Origin of the sequence: Sulfurovum iocasae (assembly GCF_047716765.1) — a bacterium.
Taxonomy (GTDB): domain Bacteria; phylum Campylobacterota; class Campylobacteria; order Campylobacterales; family Sulfurovaceae; genus Sulfurovum.
The window spans coordinates 2,838,880-2,859,981 of sequence record NZ_CP180410.1 but is presented as its reverse complement, the minus strand read 5'-3'; the positions used below and the strand labels follow the sequence as shown (position 1 = coordinate 2,859,981).

General features: G+C 39.2%; 18 protein-coding genes. 11 read left to right on the top strand and 7 right to left on the bottom strand.

Going from position 1 to position 21,102, the window contains the following annotated elements:
- Positions 1–25: 25 nt before the first annotated feature.
- Positions 26–2,182, bottom strand: a complete 2,157-nt coding sequence (locus tag ACLHDG_RS14215; protein ID WP_415406898.1) for an RNase J family beta-CASP ribonuclease — start codon at positions 2,180–2,182, stop codon at positions 26–28.
- Complete coding sequence (gene rsmA / locus ACLHDG_RS14210) at positions 2,100–2,975, bottom strand: 16S rRNA (adenine(1518)-N(6)/adenine(1519)-N(6))-dimethyltransferase RsmA (protein ID WP_415406897.1); 876 nt, start codon at positions 2,973–2,975, stop codon at positions 2,100–2,102. Before rsmA ends, ACLHDG_RS14215 begins: the two co-directional genes overlap by 83 nt.
- Before the next feature lie 208 nt (positions 2,976–3,183).
- Between rsmA and hisF the strand changes: the two genes are divergently transcribed.
- Genes hisF through rlmN form a run of 3 tightly spaced genes read left to right on the top strand, consistent with a single transcriptional unit; the run spans position 3,184 to position 5,613 of the window.
- Positions 3,184–3,948 (top strand): imidazole glycerol phosphate synthase subunit HisF, encoded by a 765-nt coding sequence (gene hisF, locus ACLHDG_RS14205; RefSeq protein WP_415406896.1) that lies wholly within the window; start codon positions 3,184–3,186, stop codon positions 3,946–3,948.
- A complete protein-coding gene (locus tag ACLHDG_RS14200) occupies positions 3,948–4,496 on the top strand; it encodes a purine-nucleoside phosphorylase (protein ID WP_415406895.1) in 549 nt (182 codons plus the stop codon). Before hisF ends, ACLHDG_RS14200 begins: the two co-directional genes overlap by 1 nt.
- A 37-nt stretch (positions 4,497–4,533) precedes the next feature.
- Positions 4,534–5,613, top strand: coding sequence for a 23S rRNA (adenine(2503)-C(2))-methyltransferase RlmN (gene rlmN, locus ACLHDG_RS14195; RefSeq protein ID WP_415406894.1), 1,080 nt, complete (start codon positions 4,534–4,536; stop codon positions 5,611–5,613).
- Between the two features lie 503 nt (positions 5,614–6,116).
- On the opposite strand, the gene ACLHDG_RS14190 is transcribed toward rlmN, so the two are convergent.
- Positions 6,117–7,043 (bottom strand): RluA family pseudouridine synthase, encoded by a 927-nt coding sequence (locus tag ACLHDG_RS14190; protein WP_415406893.1) that lies wholly within the window; start codon positions 7,041–7,043, stop codon positions 6,117–6,119.
- Positions 7,044–7,116: 73 nt separating this feature from the next.
- Here ACLHDG_RS14190 and purB point away from each other — a divergent pair, with 73 nt between their 5' ends.
- Together purB and ACLHDG_RS14180 are read left to right on the top strand one after the other, a co-directional pair.
- Positions 7,117–8,445: an adenylosuccinate lyase gene (gene purB, locus ACLHDG_RS14185; RefSeq protein WP_415406892.1), complete on the top strand. Its 1,329-nt coding sequence runs from the start codon at positions 7,117–7,119 to the stop codon at positions 8,443–8,445.
- 300 nt (positions 8,446–8,745) lie between these two features.
- Positions 8,746–11,115 carry a ribonucleoside-diphosphate reductase subunit alpha gene (locus ACLHDG_RS14180; protein WP_415406891.1) on the top strand — a complete coding sequence of 790 codons (2,370 nt, stop codon included), beginning with the start codon at positions 8,746–8,748 and terminating at the stop codon, positions 11,113–11,115.
- Positions 11,116–11,756: 641 nt separating this feature from the next.
- On the opposite strand, the gene ACLHDG_RS14175 is transcribed toward ACLHDG_RS14180, so the two are convergent.
- Both ACLHDG_RS14175 and ACLHDG_RS14170 read right to left on the bottom strand, forming a co-directional pair.
- Complete coding sequence (locus ACLHDG_RS14175) at positions 11,757–13,040, bottom strand: citrate synthase (RefSeq protein ID WP_415406890.1); 1,284 nt, start codon at positions 13,038–13,040, stop codon at positions 11,757–11,759.
- A complete protein-coding gene (locus ACLHDG_RS14170) occupies positions 13,006–14,364 on the bottom strand; it encodes an FAD-dependent oxidoreductase (RefSeq protein ID WP_415406889.1) in 1,359 nt (452 codons plus the stop codon). The genes ACLHDG_RS14175 and ACLHDG_RS14170 overlap by 35 nt, the downstream gene beginning before the upstream one ends.
- Positions 14,365–14,466: 102 nt before the next feature.
- Between ACLHDG_RS14170 and ACLHDG_RS14165 the strand changes: the two genes are divergently transcribed.
- Positions 14,467–14,778: a pyrimidine/purine nucleoside phosphorylase gene (locus ACLHDG_RS14165; protein ID WP_415406888.1), complete on the top strand. Its 312-nt coding sequence runs from the start codon at positions 14,467–14,469 to the stop codon at positions 14,776–14,778.
- 219 nt (positions 14,779–14,997) lie between these two features.
- On the opposite strand, the gene ACLHDG_RS14160 is transcribed toward ACLHDG_RS14165, so the two are convergent.
- A complete protein-coding gene (locus tag ACLHDG_RS14160; protein WP_415406887.1) occupies positions 14,998–15,519 on the bottom strand; it encodes a hypothetical protein in 522 nt (173 codons plus the stop codon).
- Between the two features lie 80 nt (positions 15,520–15,599).
- On the opposite strand from ACLHDG_RS14160, the gene ACLHDG_RS14155 reads away from it, so the two are divergent.
- The 5 genes from ACLHDG_RS14155 (at position 15,600) to ACLHDG_RS14135 (ending at position 19,933) form a co-directional block, all read left to right on the top strand.
- The gene (locus ACLHDG_RS14155) at positions 15,600–16,619 is read left to right on the top strand and encodes a ribonucleotide-diphosphate reductase subunit beta (protein WP_415406886.1); all 1,020 of its coding nucleotides are present in this window, start codon (positions 15,600–15,602) and stop codon (positions 16,617–16,619) included.
- Positions 16,620–16,655: 36 nt separating this feature from the next.
- On the top strand, positions 16,656–17,387 hold the full coding sequence (locus tag ACLHDG_RS14150; protein WP_415406885.1) for a carbon-nitrogen hydrolase family protein: 732 nt from the start codon (positions 16,656–16,658) through the stop codon (positions 17,385–17,387).
- A 54-nt stretch (positions 17,388–17,441) separates the two neighbouring features.
- Entirely contained in the window at positions 17,442–18,077 is a 636-nt protein-coding gene (locus ACLHDG_RS14145; RefSeq protein ID WP_415406884.1) for a protein-L-isoaspartate(D-aspartate) O-methyltransferase, read from the top strand.
- Positions 18,078–18,194: 117 nt separating this feature from the next.
- Entirely contained in the window at positions 18,195–18,848 is a 654-nt protein-coding gene (locus tag ACLHDG_RS14140) for a DUF3972 domain-containing protein (protein ID WP_415406883.1), read from the top strand.
- The gene (locus ACLHDG_RS14135) at positions 18,848–19,933 is read left to right on the top strand and encodes a calcium:proton antiporter (protein WP_415406882.1); all 1,086 of its coding nucleotides are present in this window, start codon (positions 18,848–18,850) and stop codon (positions 19,931–19,933) included. Before ACLHDG_RS14140 ends, ACLHDG_RS14135 begins: the two co-directional genes overlap by 1 nt.
- Positions 19,934–20,063: 130 nt before the next feature.
- Here the strand turns inward: ACLHDG_RS14135 and ACLHDG_RS14130 are convergent, their stop codons facing one another.
- Entirely contained in the window at positions 20,064–20,891 is an 828-nt protein-coding gene (locus tag ACLHDG_RS14130) for a DUF58 domain-containing protein (RefSeq protein ID WP_415406881.1), read from the bottom strand.
- Between the last annotated feature and the right edge of the window lie 211 nt (positions 20,892–21,102).

The window sequence follows — 21,102 nt, the reverse complement described above, 5'->3', positions numbered from 1 at the left end:
AGGACCTCCTGAAGAGGTCTTTTGTTTAAACGATGAAAATGGTTGGGATGATAAGTGGGTATCTCTTTTTAGTACGTACTACATGCTTTCTGATACTGCCTCTGATATCATCTTCGATATTTTTATGATTTTTGAGTGCTTCTGGTTTCATGTTTAGTAACATTGTCTCTAGCATCACTTCTATCTCTTTAGCGAACTTCTTATCTTCTTTGTCTGGAACAAGACCATGTGTTGTAATAACAGGTTTCCCTACTACTTTCTGATTACTTTGAGAAATTTGTGCTACCACGTTGATGATACCATCTTCAGCAAGCTTTTGTCTGTCAAGGACAACATCACTTTCGATGGTCATATTGTTTTGATTGTCGATGTACGTTTTACCTGTTTTTACAGTTTTGACTTTTTTGAGATACTTAGGAGTGATCTCAACCTGGTCTCCATCACTCATAAGAAGAATGTTTCTCTCATCTACGCCACAGGCTACTGCAGTTTGTGCATGTTTAGCAATGTGGTTGTACTCACCGTGTACAGGTAAGAAGAATTTAGGCTGGATGAGTCTTAAGATGAGTTTTTGCTCCTCTTGTGCTGCGTGACCTGAGACGTGGATGTCTCCAAACTCTTTATAGCGTACAGTGACACCTGCTTTAACAAGCTTGTTCATGAGACCGGAAACAGAAGCTTCATTCCCTGGGATAGCGGAAGCTGAGATGATCACTGTATCAGATGGTTTGAGTTTGATGTGACGATGCTCATCTGATGCCATACGGTTCAGTGCTGCCATTGTTTCACCTTGTGAACCGGTGGTTACAATAAGTATTTCATTTTCAGAATATTTTGGTACTTCATGTACCTCGATGAAATGTTTATCAGCTATGTCTACAAAACCTAAGGCTCTGTTTGTTTCAACATTACGTTCCATTGAACGCCCGATAACACAGATCTTTCTGCCATATTTTACTCCGCGCTCCATAGCTTGGTAAATACGGTGTACGTTTGATGAGAAAGTAGACATGATCACTCTTCCTTTTGCAAGGTCGAAGAGTGTATCGAAGGTTCTTCCTACAACCGTTTCACTTTTTGTAAAACCAGGGTTATGTGAGTTGGTAGAGTCAGAGAAAAGACAAAGTACACCTTTGGCACCATAATATGCATAACGGTGTAAGTCCATAGTGTAGTTATCTACCGGTGTGTGGTCTATTTTAAAGTCAGCCGTGTGGATGATGGTCCCAGCAGGTGTCTCAATAGCCAGTGAACATGCATCAATGATAGAGTGTGTGTTATGCATCCATTCTATTTGCATATCACCAATGTTATACTGTTTACGCAGTGTAACAAAATTAAAGTGTTTTGTGTCCGCTTTGAGTCCGTGTTCGTTAAATTTGTTTTCTATCATCGCAAGTGCAAGTGGTGTTGCATAGATAGGGAATTTTAACTCTTTAAACAAGTAAGGCATTGCACCAATGTGGTCTTCGTGACCGTGTGTGATGATAATAGCTTTGATCTTGTCTTTGATCGTATGCAAGTAAGAGAAATCAGGTACCAGGATATCAACACCGTGCATCGTCTCATCAGGGAAACTCATCCCTACATCGATAACGATAGCCGTTGTTTCTGTTTCAAGAACGGCCATGTTCCCACCGATCTCACCCAGACCACCCAGTGGGGTAAATCTTATTTTACCTTTGCTTGCTATGTCTATCTGTTTCCATGGATTCATAGTCGCGTCTTTAACGCGAGCATTTTCCTCAATAGAAGCTCTCATCGTATCATTTACAGTAGTAACATTTTTTCTTTTGCCTCTGCCTTTTCCTCCACCACCGCTACGTTTTTGGCTTGGGTTATGAGGTCTGTTACCTGGTTTTTGATTAGGGTTTGGCCTTCTGTTTTGATTACTGCTCTGTCCTTCAGAAGCTTGTTCATCATTTTGGTTTCTGTTAGGGTTTGGCTTTCTATTTGGATGCGGTTTTCTGTTCGGGTTAGTATTTGGTCTGTTTTCACGTTGAGGGTTTTGGTTATTTGTATTCCCACTTTGTGTATTGGCACCCTGAGTGTTCCCTTCTTGAGGTCTTCTGTTAGGGTTTGGCGTATTGGTATTTTGTCTATGTGGATTTGGTCTTCTGTCTCTCTGTGGTTTTTGCCCTTGATTTTGAGAGTTTTCGTTGTTTTGACTGTTGTTTTCCATCTAAATTATCCTTTAATTCATTATATATGTGATGATAAATAGATGTCTCAGCTTCATGAGGTCGCAAGTTAGAATCCAGTTCCAACTTTGCAAAAATTTGATTTACAATATCTTTAGAAAAAGCAGTCATAAGGTTTTTAGAGAGTTTTTTACGCGGTTGCGCAAAAGCGATCTTTAAAAACGTTTCAAACTTCTCGTCATCTCGTGACTGGTTTTTTTCTATTAAAAGCACGGCAGAAGTGACGTTCGGAGGCGGCACAAATGCTTCGGGCTCAACCTCGAAACAGAGTGTAGCTTTTCCTACGCTGCTAGCCAGTACAGAAAGAGCAGAAAACTCTTTTTGTTTAGGTACGGCAGCGAACTTAACGGCAACTTCTTTTTGAACCATGACGAGTATAGACTGACATAGTTCATCTTTAAATGCTTTTAAGATGATATTGGTCGCGATATAATAGGGCAGGTTGGCTACCAGATGATAAGGCTCATCCAGCAGACTCCCTGACTCCCAACGCTCAAGCACATCTCCACATCTAAGTTCAAAGTTCCCTTGACGGATGGGTTCTTCAAATTCAGTAGTAAGATGCTCACATAATCTTTTATCAACCTCAAATGCTGTGACATTTCTCGCTTTTACAAGCTCTTTGGTTAAATCACCTAAGCCAGGCCCAATCTCTGCAACTTTTAAGTTGTCGTTGGGCATCGCTTGGATGATTTTGTGAAGATAGATATCATTCTTTAAAAAGTTCTGACCAAATTTCTTACTCGCGAATTCGGCTAAATTTTCGATAATCATACTATAATCTACCTTTAATACTATACGCTAATCCCCTATTTGGGATAATTTTTGTATAATCTTACCATAATTTAGAACGCTTTTCGAGTAAAGCCCGAAAAACTACGCTAACGCTGAGTTGATTTCAGCAGTCGACTCATGCGACTTGTCGCATTTGTATGCATTAGCTAAGATTCTAGCAGAATTTAAAATGAAAAGAGATAGCTGTATGGATTATTTCGCAAAACGCATCATTCCTTGCCTTGATGTAGATAACGGACGAGTGGTAAAAGGTGTGAACTTTGTTGGTTTACGTGATGCAGGTGACCCTGTGGAAGTGGCATACCGTTATAACGAAGAGGGTGCAGATGAGATCACCTTTCTTGATATCGGTGCAACACATGAAGGACGCGATACCATCGTTGATGTTGTGAAGCAAGTTGCAAAAGAAGTATTTATCCCTCTTACTGTAGGTGGAGGCATACGTGAACTTTCTGATATTTATAACTTACTTAATGTAGGTTGTGACAAAGTAAGCATCAATTCTGCTGCTATTAAAAGACCAGTCTTCATTGAAGAGGGAGCAAAACGTTTTGGATCTCAGTGTATCGTAGTAGCTATAGATGCAAAAAGAGTAGCTGATGATAAGTGGCATGTCTTTACCCATGGTGGACGCAATGACACAGGTATAGATGCGCTTGAATGGGCAAAAGAAGTCTATGAGAGAGGTGCAGGTGAACTCTTGGTTACTTCCATGGATGCAGATGGTACCAAAGCGGGGTTTGATAACATATTGAACAAAAAGATAGGTGAATTGGTCAACATCCCAGTCATCGCATCTGGTGGTGCGGGTACGATGAAACACATCGAAGAGGCATTCACACTGGGAAATGCAGATGCCGCATTGGCAGCGTCTATCTTCCACTTTAAAGAGATTGACATTATGGAACTAAAAAGCTACCTTAGAGGGAAAAATATCCCAGTGAGAATATAATGCAAGAGAATCAATCATATATAGTATGTGCAGGTAAAAGTGAACAGTTTGAGTTTGCGCAGCCTGTAGGTATAGGCATGACAGAAGTGGCTATCAATTTAACAAGATTGTGTTTGACTAAAAAACCAAAATTTATACTTTTTGTGGGCACAGCAGGTTCCTATGGAGAAAAGAAAATTTTTGACATCATAGAGTCAAAAACTGCCAGCAATATAGAAAATAGTTTTTTTACAGGAGGTTCCTATACTCCCATAGACAATGTTGTTTCTACCACAAAAGATGTTTCACGTGAAACACTTGTGAATTCTTCTAACTATATCACTACAGATAAAAGTCTAGGTAAATATTATCTGGCACAAAATATACATTTGGAAAATATGGAATATTTTGCAGTACTGAAAGTGGCTCAAGCATTTGGTATTTCAGCAGGCGGTATTTTTATTGTAACAAACTATTGTAATGAAAATGCACATGAAGATTTCTTAAAAAATCAAAAAGAAGCGATGGCTAAACTTACAGAGTATGTTAAGAAGAGAGTAAAGATATGAGTACAAGAATTAAAATTCAGTACAAGCGAGGCACTAAATGCTGAGTCGTAAAAAAATAATACAAGATCTTACAAAAGAAGAATTAAGTGAATTGATCAAGCCTTCTTTTAGAGCAAAGCAGATCTACTCTTGGATCTATCATAAATATGTAGACAGCTTTGAACAGATGAAAAATCTTCCAAAAGAGATGCGTGAAAAGCTAGATGCAGAGTATACGCTCACCCCACTCAAAACACTTACCGTACAAGACAGTATAGATGGAAGTCGTAAATATCTTTTTGAACTTCATGATGGTCATACTGTTGAAGCTGTACTTCTTTTGATGAAAGAGAAAGAGTATCATGAAGATGGCTCTGTAAAGCATCAGGAACGCTATACAGTCTGTATCTCGTCTCAGGTAGGGTGTAAGGTAGGGTGTGCCTTTTGTTTGACTGCAAAGGGTGGTTTTATGCGTAATTTGACTGCCGGTGAGATCGTTGAACAGGTACGTATGATAAAGAAAGACAATGACATAGATGCCAATCGTCGTGTCAACCTAGTTTATATGGGTATGGGTGAGCCACTTGACAACCTGGATGCAGTAGTAAAGTCTGTAAAGATATTTGCAGATCCGGAGGGGATGGCTATCGCTACACATCGTCAAACGATCTCAACTTCAGGACTCAGTTCCAAGATAGAGAAGCTTGGGAAAATGGAGCTTGGCATCAATCTGGCCATCTCATTGCATGCTGTAGATGATGAGCTTAGACAACAGTTGATGCCTATTAACAAAGCGTACAATATCAAGTCTATTATAGATGCAGTGAAGAACTTTCCTATCAACGATAGAAAAAGAGTAATGTTTGAGTATCTTGTCATCAAAGATGTCAACGATGATATCTCTGCAGCGAAGAAACTTTTGAGTCTTCTTGATGGTATAAAAGCGAAAGTGAATTTGATCTATTTTAACCCGTATGGAGGAACTGAATTTAAACGTCCTTCAGTGAAAGACATGAAAGCATTTCAAGAGTATTTGACTTCCAGGGGGTTGCATTGTACTATTCGTGAGTCTAAAGGTTTAGATATCTCTGCTGCTTGTGGTCAGCTTAGAGAACAAGAATTAGAAGGGGAGGTATAGTATGCCAGCTTTAGAACTTTTTATGTTGGGGTTTATTGTACTTATTGCGGGAATTGGTGTGGGTTGGTTTATTTATGAGTCTCGCTCGGATGAAGAGAAATAGGTATTAGTTTCATGTGAAACAATCATACGTTTTTAATACTTGAACTTCTCTTGTTACTTTTTTCTTTTTTGTACTACGACGAAAAAAGAAAGAAGTAACCAAAAAAGAAAAAAGCGTAAGTCTCTGACGTGTTTCATATATTTTATGCTGAACAAAATTTTTATAGGCTTTATCAACTCCCAATCAGTTTAGTGAAGTAGTAAAAGTTTGACTTTAATTAGTTTGCAATTGGCGGTAGCCTAGGCATATTAAAAACAGTGTCGCTGTGAACGCCCTTGAAAGCAAAGCGATTCGAGAATAGCGACGATTTTTTGCTTCGTTTTTTCTAAAAAAATGATGAGAATAACAACGCCTCAATTCTGACTTTATGGGCAATTTGTAAAATCAGTGATACTAAGAGTTATCTATTAAAAACTCTTTTTTCTTTCGAACAAATCAAATTTTTCATCCCCTTAAAATCACTCCTACTCTCTATATGAAATTTAGGACCAAAGTTAAAACTCAAACTCTGAGCATGGAGCATCAGTCGACTTGCTCCCATCTCTACCATTCGATCTTCCGGGCTAAGCTCATCTTCCAAGTAATCATTGGCAGCTTTAAAGGTTGTTCCATAGACAGGGTCACCTAAAATAGGATGTTTCACGTGAAACAAATGTACTCTTATCTGATGGGTACGTCCTGTATGAGGGTAGCAGGCTACGAGTGTGGCATCGAGATTTTCATCGTATTCAAAGGGAACAAAGTCTGTGTGTGAAGCTTTACCTTCCGCAGAGATAAATACCTTGTGTTTGGTTTGGCTGTAGTCGTTGTTTATCTTGATGGGTTCACTTGAAGAAAAAGGTTTTGTGAGTTTTCCATCTACCCAGGCAAGGTAAGATTTTTTAATGCTTCTGTCTTCAAAAGACATTTTCAGATACGACTCTGCTTTCTTGTGTTTACTAGCAAGCAGGAGACCGGAAGTTTCCATGTCGATGCGATGCACAGCATTGGCATTGTCCCCTGAAATGGTACGGATCTCATCGAGTAAAGAGTAGGGGGTTGCCATGGTATTGGGGTGGACTAAAACACCTGAATACTTCTCAAATACCATGAAATCTTTGTTGTGAAAGAGCGGAGTATTTCCTTTTGATGAAGGTTTAAAATAGACTATTTCTATTTCTCCTTCTATGGAGTCTCCAGTATTAAATATGGATTCCCCATTAATGAGTAATCTCCCCTTTGCCAATACACGTTGTGCTTGTCCCTGGGTAAAGTTGAAGGTGCGCATGATGAACAAAAATGCTGGCATTTTCTTTGGTACGTTAAATTTCTCTTTGACAAATGGCATCTCTTCTTCACCTTTTTATAACTGCTATTAGGGTAGAATAATACCAAAATTATCGTATGAACTAGGATGTAAAATGATTGAAAGATATTCAAGAGAAGAGATGGCAAAGAATTGGACGATGCAGGCAAAGTATCAAGCATGGCTTGATGTTGAGATAGCAGTTGTTAAAGCGTGGAATAAATTGGGACTTATCCCTGATGATGATGCACAAAAGATCGTTGAAAATGCAGGTTTCTCGGTAGAGCGTATCGATGAGATAGAAGCAGTGACAAGACATGACCTTATTGCGTTTACAACTTCTGTTTCTGAAACACTTGGTGATGAGAGTAGATGGTTCCACTATGGTATGACATCTTCAGATACAGTTGACTCTGCTGTTGCTTTACAGATGACAGCATCACTCAAGATCATCATTGAAGATACAAAGATGATGATGGAGTCGATCAAAAAAAGAGCATTTGAACATAAGATGACTTTGATGGTCGGACGCTCTCATGGTATCCATGGTGAACCTATTACTTTTGGTCTTGTGCTTGCAGTTTGGTATGACGAAATGGCTAGACATTTGTTAAACCTGGAGCAGACTATGGAAGTGATTAGCGTAGGTCAGATCTCTGGTGCTATGGGTAACTTTGCTCATGCACCTCTTGAGCTTGAAGAGTATGCGATGGAAGAGCTGGGACTTAAGTCTGCACCTGCATCCAACCAAGTGATCCAAAGAGACCGTTATGCCAGACTGGCTACAACACTGGGGCTTCTTGCATCAAGCATCGAAAAATTTGCTGTACAGGTAAGACACTGGCAACGTACAGAAGTATATGAGTGTGAAGAGTATTTTGCAAAAGGTCAAAAAGGTTCTTCTGCAATGCCACACAAAAGAAACCCTATTTTGACAGAAAATATTACAGGGCTTGCACGTATGATTAGAGCCTACATCACTCCAGCGATGGAGAATGTAGCGTTATGGCATGAGAGAGATATTTCTCACTCATCAACAGAACGTTTCTGGTTACCGGATGCTTTTATCACATGTGACTTCATGATGCACCGTATGAACAATGTTATCGCTAACCTCACTGTAATGCCTGAGAATATGATGAAAAACCTAAACCTTACCGGTGGGTTGGTCTTCTCTCAAAGAGTGCTTCTCGAGCTTCCTAAGGCCGGTGTGAGTCGTGAAGATGCATACAAGATCGTACAGCGTAATGCGATGAAAGTTTGGGAAGAGATACAACAAGGGAAGTCTACAACCAATGATGAAGGTGAGTCACTGTATCTTCAGTATCTGCTTGCTGATGATGAGCTAAGAGAGTCACTTTCTGAAGAGCAGATCAGAGAGTGTTTTAATTTTGATTATTATACTAAAAATGTAGATAAGATTTTTAATAGAGTTTTTAAATAGGCTTATAGTACATCACCTTGCACTGGATATTTCACGCTGTACCAACGTACATCTTTGAAATCTTCAGCACAAGTTAATACACTCTAAACCAATTTTGGTTTTGGAGTTAAAACTTTTTATTCTCATACTATCCCACTCCATCGGTACTTCAGAAACTATCACATTTTCTTATAAAAATATTGTCTAAAAATGATACAGTAATTAACAAATCTTCAAGCATAATTCCTGTAAAATCATTTAATATTTTTGCCTCGCAATAGAGGTATTTTTTATCAAATGAAGTAAAACTTGGGAGAGAAGATGATCAGAGTTGTTAAACGAAATGGAAGAGTAGAGACCTTGGATGTATCCAAAATTCAGAAATATACGGCAGCAGCTGTAGAGGGCTTAGACAACGTGAGCCAGAGTGAATTAGAAGTCGATGCAAAGCTCCAGTTTCGAGACATGATCAGCTCCGAAGAGATACAAGTAACACTTATAAAGACAGCAGTTGACAAAATCGATATTGACAGACCTAACTGGACCTTTGTAGCTTCCCGGCTCTTCCTCTATGATATCTATCACAAGGTAACAAGCTTTACAGGATATAACCACCTTCGTGACCATTTTGAACGTGGAGAGAAAGAGGGGCGTATCGTACTTGGACTCAAAGAGAAGTATGACCTTGATGATCTCAATGACTATATCAAACCAGAGCGTGATCTACAGTTTAATTACCTTGGGATCCGTACACTTTATGATAGATATTTGTTGAAAGACCGTAATGGTGTTCCTATCGAATTGCCTCAACAGCTTTTTATGGGTGTGGCGATGTTCTTGGCACAAAACGAGTTTGATTGTCAAACTTGGGCGAAAAAGTTTTATGACATTTTGAGTAAATTTGAAGTGATGGCAGCCACACCGACACTCTCAAATGCGAGAACACCTAGACACCAACTAAGTTCATGTTACATCGGTTCTACACCAGATAACATTGAAGGTATCTTTGATGGTTACAAAGAGATGGCGCTGCTCTCTAAATTTGGTGGTGGTATCGGTTGGGACTGGTCACTGGTTCGTGGTATGGGTTCATATATTGATGGACATAAACATGCAGCTGGTGGTATCGTACCTTTCCTTAAGATAGCTAACGATGTTGCTATCGCTGTTGACCAGCTAGGAACACGTAAAGGGGCTATAGCCGTTTATATAGAACCTTGGCATGTAGATGTAAGAGACTTCCTTGACTTAAAGAAAAACTCTGGTGAAGAGCGTCGTAGAGCACATGACCTTTTCCCTGCTATGTGGCTCAATGACCTCTTTATGCAAAGAGTAGAAGAGGATAGTACCTGGACACTTTTTGACCCTTTTGAAGTGACGGAACTGACAGAGCTTTATGGTGAAGAGTTTGAGAAGCGTTACATAGAGCTTGAACATTCTGATGATAATATTACCAGAGAAGTGATCTCTGCTAAGGGACTTTGGAAAGAGATCCTTAGATCTTATTTTGAAACAGGAAACCCATTCCTTACGTTTAAAGACTCAGCAAACAGATCAAACCCTAACAAGCATGCCGGTATCATCCGAAGTTCAAACCTTTGTACGGAGATCTTCCAAAACACAGGACCGAATACATACAGAACACAGTTTACATTTGAAGATGGTTCTGTAGAAGCCTATGATGAAAATGCGATGCTTACAGTTGATAACGGTATGACTAAACCAGCCAAAAAAGTGACAGCACTCGACAGTTTAAATGGTAAACAGATCTGGATCGTGGACAAAGAGAAAACAGATGGAGATACGGCAGTATGTAACCTTGCATCTGTCAACTTGTCAAAAATACATACACAGGAAGATCTGGCACGTGTTGTACCTACAGCTGTTCGTATGCTTGACAATGTCATAGACCTTAACTTCTACCCTCTTGCAAAAGTGAAGAAGACAAATGAGAAGTCAAGATCCATCGGTCTTGGGGTGATGGGTGAAGCACAAATGCTTGCAGAAAATAAGATAGAGTGGGGAAGCCATGAACACTTTACTAAAGTAGATGAAGTGATGGAGTCTCTCTCTTATTATGCTATCCGTTCTTCAAGTGACTTGGCGTTGGAGAAAGGGCAGTATCCTACTTATGAAGGATCTGACTGGTCTAAAGGTATCTTCCCTATTGACAAAGCCAATGAAAATGCCTGTAAACTGGTTGACAGAGGTGGACTCTTCGGTTATAGCCATGATTGGCAAGCTTTGAAAGAAAAAGTGAAAACTGATGGTATGAGAAATGGGTATTTGATGGCTATCGCTCCTACATCTTCTATATCTATCTTGACAGGAACGACACAAGCTATCGAGCCTGTGTATAAAAGAAAATGGTTTGAAGAGAACCTTTCAGGACTCATCCCTGTAGTTGCACCTAAACTTTCTGCAGATACTTGGCAGTACTATACACCCGCGTATGACCTGGACCAAAACTTACTTATCAAAGCAGGCGCTATTCGTCAGAAGTGGTTAGACCAAGGTCAATCATTAAATATCTTTATTACGCTTGATAAAGCGAGTGGTAAATATTTGAATGAGATCTATATGAATGCTTGGAAGTTTGGGTTGAAGTCTACTTACTATTTAAGAAGTCAGTCGCCTGAGAGTTCTGGTGATGTGGAAGATCGTTCACAAGAATGTGTGGGATGCCAATAATTTAATTCTTGTTACCACGGTTTCCGTGGTAATGCATACTTCAATATTTTTTCATCACAAACTTTTTTACCTTTTCCTTTCATTCCTTTTTTTCTTTGTTGATGCAACAAAAGAATAAAACGAACCCAAAAAAAGCACGTTCCACGCATAGATAAAAATGCAAACTGCTAACGCTGGAAATTGGATATGTCTATTATTTTAAATGTTATGGAGTAAATGGATTATCCTTATATGTAAAGTAGAGGGACAAAGAAAAATTTAGTGATAATAAAATTTGGAAATTGGCGATAGCCTAGCTATATTAAAAAACAGTGTCGTGGCGAACGACCTTGAAAGTGAAGCGATTCGAGAGCCACGACGATTTTTTGTTTCGTTTTTTCTAAAAAAATGAAAAGAACAACAACGCCACAAATAATATACGTGGAAATATAAAAAACACAATTTCATGCAAATTCATGGTGTGTTAGCAAACACACCCTACGATAATCTATGGATAATAGGTAAAATCAAAAATAACTTATCTAGCACACAAAATAAGCCATTTTAAACCTTTTTTTAACCTCGGATATGGAAAATAAAATAAAAACGCTTATTTTAGCCCCTAAAAAGAGGCTATTTTAACGATAAAATGATAACTATTATCATGCACCAATATACTGTTGTCTCGGTCTAGCAATTTTCGAAGTTTTATCTTTTTTAAATTCTATCCATTGGCTTATCCATCCGACAGTTCTTCCTATAACAAAAATAGGAGTGAACATCGTTTTTGGGATTTTGAGTGCAGTTAAGATGATGCCAGTGTAAAAATCTATATTCGGGTAGAGATTTCTTGAAATGAAATATTCGTCATTCAATGCTATCTCTTCTATCTTGCCTGCTATTTCCATGAGGTGTGAATCCAGGTTGAGTTCTTCTTTGAGTTCATCTTGTAGTTTTTTTAAAATCTTTGCACGAGGATCGAAATTTTTATAGACCCTGTGACCGAAGCCCATGAGTTTAAAGTCATCATTGGGGTCTTTGGCTCTTTCTATGAAGGCTTCTACATTATCAACAGATCCTATAAACTCAAGTTGGGCGATGACAGATTCGTTGGCCCCGCCATGGGCTCGTCCCCATAGTGCAGAGATACCTGAGGCGATAGCAACATAAGGATGTGCTCCTGTAGAGGCAACTCCTCTTACTACTGTGGTAGATGCATTTTGTTCATGGTCTGCATGCAGAGTGAAGATGGTATCTAAAGCACGCACCTCAACATCTTTTATCTCTTCATGTCCGCTTGCACAGAGATGCATCTTTCCTCCGGGATAGGCACGCATCATGGTTAAAAAGTTTTTTGTGAAACCAAGGTCGATATCGGGTTGAATGAATGGTATACCCAAAGAGTGCCTGTGTGCGAATGCCGCGAGTGTAGGGATCTTTGAGATAATTCGTCGTGCCATCTCCTGGTACTCCTCCTCTTTATCCATCTCCAAATGGTCATTGTAAAAAGTGGAAAGTGCGGTGACAGCCGCAGAGAGGGTTGCCATAGGGTGGGCATTGTCTGGAAATGCGTTAAAAAGATGTCGTAAGCCTTCATGTAAAAATGCACGGTGTCTTATCTCCAGATCGAAGTCGTTCAGTTCTTCTGCTGAGGGAAGATGTTCATTGAGAATAAGGTAACATGTTTCCATATAGCTATGGTTATTGGCCAACTCTTCTATGGGAATGCCTTGGTATCGCAACTCTCCTTTCGCTCCATCGATAAAAGTAATACTTGAGGTACAACTCGCAGTTGATGTAAAGCCAGGATCATAGGTAAACATACCTGTATCTGCAAAAAAACTTCGTATGTCTAGGACAGAAGGACCTCTTGTGCTGTCTAAAATGTTGTATTCGTATCGTTTCCCAACGCTATTGTCTATTAATGTAACAGTATTCTTTTTCATCACATAACTCCTTTTTTATTTTTCTTTTGAGTAGATCCACACCTAAAAAGTCACAAAGGATCTTTGCATCTTCAAAGGCATTTCCCAAACAGCTGGAGGCGCCAGGTGAAGGGGTCATGTTGAAGATGATTCCTTTGCCGGTATCTATTTTTGCTTCTCCTAAAAGTAGCGTTTTGGCTTTTTTATCAATGATTTGGGGACGCATGCCCCCGTATCCCTCGGCATATTCTATGTCATCACTGTGTAAAGAGGGGATGAGCTTTTGTGCCTCTTCGATGAAGAATTCATTTCCTATACCCGGGAGTTCATGGGCAAAGTTACGTATGATGTAGTTACGAATCTCTTCATCTTTCATCAGATCATAGTAGACACCCAAAACAGATCTGTCAAGACTGAGAAGATCAAAAAGATTGAGTATCTCTACATGGTGGTAACGCTCTAATGACAGCATGGCAAACGCAGTAGGACCAAAACGTGTTTTCCAGTCGGCAGTAAGGTCCGGGTCACCATGTACGGCTGCAAAAGGAAGTTTTGGATTTTGCATCGTATAGACTTTTGCATTAAGCAGCTGCTTTTTGGCAAAGTAGAAACTCCCTCCTATAGGCAGCATGGCATAGTCAGCTCCATAGCCCATTTCATGTGCGATGAGCAGAGAGTGTGCACCGGCATTTACCACCACCACGTCACTCATAAACTCACCTCTATCGGTATGAATGACAAATTTATCCCACTTCTTGGTGATCTCTGTCACTTCCGTACCAAAGTTAAGATCAACACTGCAAGTCTCTTCTTGGGAGAGGTCTATAAATGTTTGACTTAACTTTTCAAAATCAATAGTGGTGATCTTGTCTTTTACTCCCAGTGCCATAATGGGCTCTTTTCTTCCTTTTGTCAGTAGAGGTTCTATCTCTTCAAGCTCTTTTTCATCCCAAAGTTCAAGATAAGGAAAAAGGGATTGAAAGGTTTTATGCCGTTCTTTGAGTCGAGTAATCTCTTCTCCCCCTACAGCCAAAACCATTTTGGTCTTTCTAAAACCGATCGTATCTTCATAGTTAAAATGGTTAATGAAGTTTGCGACCATAGAAGAAGAGGCAGAGACTTTTTTTGCTTTTTCAAGGTCATAATTTGTCTCGATATCGCCGATATGCAGGGTTTGAGAGTTTGCTTTAGCAGAAGAGTTCAGTGTTGCAGGTTTGTTATATTTCTCAAAAAGAGTGACAGATTCGATGTTTGTATATCTGGAGAGCATAAAAAGCAGTGCCGTACCGGAGATACCACCGCCAATGATGGCTACTTGTGCATAGTATGAACCTTCTTTTTCCATGGGTTATTCCTCTTATTTAGAATATAAATTGAGTATATTCATGTACTGTAGAATTGCTGTGTAATGTTGTTTTGATATAATTTCCCCAAAAAAAGGTATAAAATGGAAAATTTTGAAAATGTAAGTGTTGAATTAGAAGGTAACAGCTATTTTGATGGTGCAGTGACAAGCCGTACGGTGAATTTTGCAGATGGAAGTAAAAAAACCTTAGGATTTATGTTACCGGGTGAATATGAGTTCGGGACAGCTGCAGCTGAACTTATGGAGATCACTTCAGGTGAGTTGGATGTAAAACTTCCCGGGAGTGACAGATGGGTAAGCATTAAGGGCGGAGAGTCTTTTGATGTGCCTGCGGATAGTAAATTTCAAGTGAATGTGAAAACAATTACTGATTATTGTTGTTCTTATTTATAGATCTTTGTAACACTACACAAATAGTCCACATACGAAAGCTATACTTCTCTTGTGAAGGTTGTAGAGCATCTCCTCCCTCCCCCTTGTTAAGGTGCTCTGCCCCATCTTATGATGGGATGGCCTTCTAGGTAGCTTTTCATTTTATTTTATGCTCATATTCCCTTGTTGGGTACAAACTCCTGTAAATATTTATCAGAAAAGCTGCCATTAATAACCTAACTATTTATCGCCCCAGCCATGCATACGTTTTGAAATTATGACATCATAATGTTCAAAGAGGTCATCTATGATATTGGTTGAAACATAGTATTGTTCTGTAAGAATATCTCTCCATTCATCCCGTTGGGCATAACCACTGTTTGGGATGAAAATAATAATATTACCTCCAGTTCTAATGATAGGGTAACACTTTTCTAAAAATGTTGTTTTATCTTCTTGGGTAAAATCCAGTGTTGCAATAAGATAATCAAATTCTATAGATTGTATTTTGTATCTGGGACGACTTAGATTGAATTTTGAAATTTTGATATGCGTCTGATCAGCATATTTGGTGATAGACTTATCATAAAAAGCATCTTTGGTACAGTTTAAGTAGTAATCGCTTTCATGTGTTTTGCAAAATTCACTTAAGTGTTTAGTAAGTATATGAGAACCATCGGAGAAATGTACGATGCGTTGCCCAGGTTTGTCTTGAATAATTTGTAGTAGCTGTTCGAGTTTGTCTTCTTCTAAAGTTTTCATAGCCCAAGTCTAGCTAAAAAAAAGCCAAAATGTGTATAATGTTTTAAAATAAATAAGAATAAATTTATCAAGGTATACATATGCAACGTAAAAAGATATATAATCCAGAATCACAAGAAAAGACCAGTGAACGAAGGATATTTGGAGGAGACCCAACAGGGATATTTGAATTGAATGATATCAAATACCAATGGGCCTATAACCTTTGGGAGATGATGCTTAACAACACATGGTTCCCAAAAGAAGTTGATATGACAAGAGATATCAATGACTATAAACATTTAACAGATGCAGAAAAATCAGCGTACGATAAAGTACTTGCACAGCTCATCTTTATGGATTCACTCCAAACCAATAACATCATCGATAACCTCAACCCGTTCATCACTTCACCGGAAGTCAATCTTATTTTGGTAAGACAGGCTTTTGAAGAGGCATTGCATTCTCAAAGTTATGCTGTAATGGTAGACAGTATCTCTACAAATTCAGAAGAGATCTATGAGCTTTGGCGTAAAGATATGAAGTTAAAGTCCAAAAATGATGCTATCGCAAAAGTGTATGATGAGCTTTCTGAAAACCCAACAGACACCAATATTGTTAAAGCAATGTTTGCCAATCAGATCCTGGAAGGTATCTATTTCTATAGCGGGTTTGCTTATATGTATACACTCGCACGCTCCGATAAAATGCTTGGAACGGCACAGATGATCAGGTTCATCCAAAGAGATGAAGTGACACACCTTTTACTTTTTCAAAATATGATCAATGCGACAAAGAAAGAGAGACCGGAACTCTTCACCAAAGAGCTTATAGATGACGTCTATCAAATGTTCAGAGATGCTGTAAAACTGGAGTCTGAGTGGGGTGCATACATTACTCAAGGTCAGATACTGGGACTTACAGATGAGATCATTGAACAGTACATTCAGCATCTTGCCGATAAGAGACTGCATGCGGTAGGACTTGAAAAACTTTATAATGTGGAACATCCTATTAAATGGGTAGAGAACTTCTCTCAATTCAATGACCAAAAGACAAACTTTTTTGAGGGGAATGTAACGAATTACTCAAAAGGAAGTCTTGATCTTGATGACTTTTAGGAGTCATTACTAATGAGCCCCTCTAAAGGAGGAGATATGATAAAAATACCTAAAAATATGGAAGTTGTTGCACTGCAACTTCCTTCCGCCAAACGCTACCAGGCAAATCTGGATACCTTGCTTAGCTATCTTCATACCTATCAAGATAAAGATATCATCATCGCACCGGAAGTCTATCTTACCGCCTATGATTATGAACACTTAAGTACTGCTGCAAAGTTTTCAGCCAAAGCACTCAAGACCCTTAAGCAGGTAGTAGATGAGCAGATAGTCGTCATAACACTTATACTTGAAGATGGAGATGAATTTGTCAATCAGGCAGTAGTAATACACAAACACAAAGTCATGCATAAACAAGATAAGGTTAAACTTTTTAAGTTAGGGGATGAAGATATCTATCTTACAGCAGGAAAAGAAAAAAAGATAAAGCCTTTTGAGATAGAGGGTGTTACGTATGCGTTGCTTATCTGCTTTGAGTTAAGATTTAAAGACTTATGGAAGCAGATAGAGGGTGTAGACGTAGTGCTTATACCAGCAAGATGGGGATTACTTCGTAAAGGACACCTGGAGATACTTTCTCGTGCATTGGCGGTTATGAATCAGTGTTATGTACTCCTCTCAAACAGCTCTGATGCAGATATGGCAAGTTCATCCGCGATCATTGCCCCCACTGGCAATGTTGTCATGGATGATAAAAAAGAGGTTGTAGAAGGTGTAGTAGATTTTAGAGAAATCAAGAAGATGCGTCGTTATATCGTGATGGATTAATCACATTTTAGATAAAATCCCCCTAATATTTAGAACTTTTGGGGAAGAGGGCGTATGATAAAAGCGAGACAGCGACAAAACCTTGTCGCAGAAATTGATAAACACTTTACACTGGATGCTCACGTAAAAGAAGCATTTTTGGCTGTAGACCGAGAGATATTCGTACCCAATGAATTTAAGCACCTTGCATATCAGCTTGAGGCACTTCCTTTGGCTGCAAGCCAGTGGATATCTTCACCCTTGACTGTAGCAAAAATGACACAACATTTAGAGCTTGATGGTGTTGATTCTGTACTTGAAATCGGCTGTGGAAGCGGCTATCAGGCAGCTATTTTGAGTAGGGTCTGTCGTCGTGTCTTTACCATAGAGCGTATCGATGAGCTTCTTAAAGAGGCTAAAGGGCGTTTTTCCAAGCATGAAATGCACAATATCTTTACCCGTTTTGATGATGGACAGAGAGGCTGGAAACAGTATGCTCCTTTTGAACGTATCCTGTTTTCGGCTACAGCAAAAGAGGTTCCTGAAGTGCTTTTTGAACAACTCGCTGAGGGAGGCATACTCATTGCTCCAATAGAGCAGAGCAAAGATTATCATATTATTACCCGTTACTATAAAAGAAATGGACGTATCACTTCAGAAACTATTGAGCAGTGTCTATTTGTACCTGTTTTAAGTGGAACGCAGAAATAGTTATTTTTTGTAGCGTGGGCATTTATCGAAGCGTATGCCCACGCTACAGAACCAAACAAGTGTAAACCTTTCATAAAACTTATGCTATGATTTACAAAATTGTAAACAGGGGTAGGAATGGAAAAGTTGATGAAGCCGGCAGAGTATGCCAAAGAACTTGGTATCTCGAGACAAGCAGTCTATGCAAAAATAAAAAGAGGCATACTTGCAGCTAAAAGTGTAGAGGGTAAACTTTACATTGTGGTTGACAATGCAACACCGAATGACACTCCAAAGTCTACATCAGAACCAAAACAAAAACCTACAACTTCTCAAACAGTATCTGCCTCTACACAAAATCTTCAAAGAGATCAAAAAGATTATAAAGCACTACTTGAAGCTAAAGATGAAACGATTGCTGTACTAAAGGGTACGGTTAAAGATCTTAAAAAGAGCAACAAACAGATATCGACTACACTCAGAAGTGAGATCGATCTGCTTAAAGAAGCGTTTCATGAAATGCGTACATTGTATGTACATAGACTTGAACAGAAAAAACCGCAAGAGGCTATCGAAGTGGTCACAGAAGAGGATAGTGTTGAGGTAGAAGAAGAACGTTGGATAGGGATTAAAAAGTTTTTTAAACAACAGGGTGTCACGAAAGAGAAACATCAAGAAAAAGTATTGAAAAGTTTGAAAAAAGCGTATAAAAAGGGAGATGCACGTTTGATGAAGGAGGAGGGGAAACTTAAACTCAATGCAAACAAAAAATATAAGGATCTCTTGGTTTAATGCAATTACTTAAAGATTTTTCAAAAGAGTACAGTCTTTTTGTCGCCATTATCACCTATTTTATTATCAGCCATTTTGAACATACTTTGGTACAGACAACAGTAGGAAATCTCATAGGATTTGGTGTTTTGTTTGCAGTTATCATCTATGCTGCCATGTCTGTGGCACACCATGCAGAGATGCTTGCAGAAAAGTTTGGAGAGCCTTACGGGACACTTATCTTAACGATCTCTGCAGTTGTTGTGGAGATCGTCATCATTGTCATTATGATGCTGCATGAGCATAACCCTGTTTTGGCCCGTGATACTATCTATGCTGCCATTATGTTGGATATTAATGCCCTTTTGGGACTAGCTGCTATTATAGGTGGTATCAAGTACGGAGAGCAGCCTTACAATGTAGATTCGTCAAACTCTTACCTCTCCATGTTGCTTGTTGCTATAGGTATCGCCATGGTCGTACCACACTTTATTGATGCTGCACATATAGATATGTATATGATGTTTAATGTTGTTATGTTCATCTTGCTTTACATTACGTTTACACGAATACAAGTGACATCTCATAAGTACTTTTTTGAGTACAATACTGAAGATGAAGCATGCAAAGTAGATGAAGAGTGCGAACATCACGATATTAACGGATGGTATCACAGTATCAACCTTGTCGTGGCGATCATTGCCATTGGTGTACTTTCTGAAATATTGGCTATCTTTATGAGTAATACCTTGCAAACATACGGGTTACCATTAACTATAGGGGCTGTAGGTGTAGCCGTTATTTCAGCTGCTCCAGAGCTCATCACTGCCGTACGTGCCGCAGTAGATAACCGTATGCAAACCGTCATAAATATTGCGTTGGGTGCTTCTTTAGCAACCATTCTTTTAACGATACCGGCTGTGATCCTTGTGACACGTTATATGGATATGGGTTTAGATCTTGCTATTACTCCGGTACAGGGTGTGATGCTGGGATTGACCTTGCTTGTGAGCATCGTAAACTTCAATGACGGAGAAACGAATGTCCTTGAAGGTTTCTTGCATGTGATCTTATTTGTAGTGTTTGCATTTTTGTTGTTTGTATGAGAAGCGTTAAGAAAACGACAATTGCTTGTCGTTTTTAGCTTCAGAACCAAAACGGTGCCCTGACCAACGGGAGGAAATGCCCTTGGGTGCGGAGCAAAGCGAAGCCGTGTAGGCAGATTGTAAACGCACCCTACGAAAATAAGCTAACTAATTTCCCAACCACCTCATCATCCGTAAAAACTTTCACATACCGAATATCATAACGGGAAAAATGCTCTATAAGTTTTGCATCATTTTTTTGTAGTTTTGCGAGATACTTCTCTATACTTCTCTTTCCAAAATAGGTATCTATCTTAGCATTACTTTGTGGACTGCTAAGTGTCACCTCCCCAAGCTTCTTGGGTGATTCTTCCCCTCTATCTCTGATAATAATGGCTATGACTTCATGCTTCTGTGCAAGGAGTGACAGATCTATCTCTTCCAAAAAATCACCTATGACAAATATTAGTGAGGGTTTGTATACCCTTTTGAAGAGGTCTTGTATGGAGGTATTGTAGTCTACTTTTGTACTGAGTAAAGAAGCTTCAAAAAGTGTTTTAGAAAACTGCTCTATGTGATAGAGTTGTTTTGTGGGTGCTGTGGTATTGGTTTGATCTTGTTCGTAACTTATACCTGTGAACAAGTCAGCGTTTTGCTGCGCTGCATAGCCCAAAATGGTAGCAACTTCTGTAAGCTTGGTTTGTTTAGCATTTCCTGAGCCAAAATAGAGGCTTCCGTCCATTAAAGCAGCTACAACAACTGAGAGCTCACGATTGGCATGTAACTCCTTTATATAGGGTTTTCCCAGTTTTGCCGTGATGGTCCAGTTTATCTTTCGGATGTCATCACCCATCTGGTACTCTCGCAACTCTGAAAAGTCATAGCCCTCTCCGTGAAGTTTGGAAAGGTTATGACCAGAGAGTAAAGTATAAACTTGATGACGGGCTTTGAGTTGGAGGGCTTTGAAAGAAGAGGTCACTGTGTAACCCCTTCTTTAGTGATGCATGATGAGCGATGAGCGATGAGCGTTGGTTTGCATTGCTCTGCAATGCCCTTATTAATAAAAAAAGATGTCGCTGCGAACGACTTTGAAAGTGAAGCGATTCGAGAGTAGCGACGTTTTTTGTCTACTTTTTCTAAAAAAGTAGAGAGTAAACTCAAAACTGAGAGCAATATATGATTGGAATATA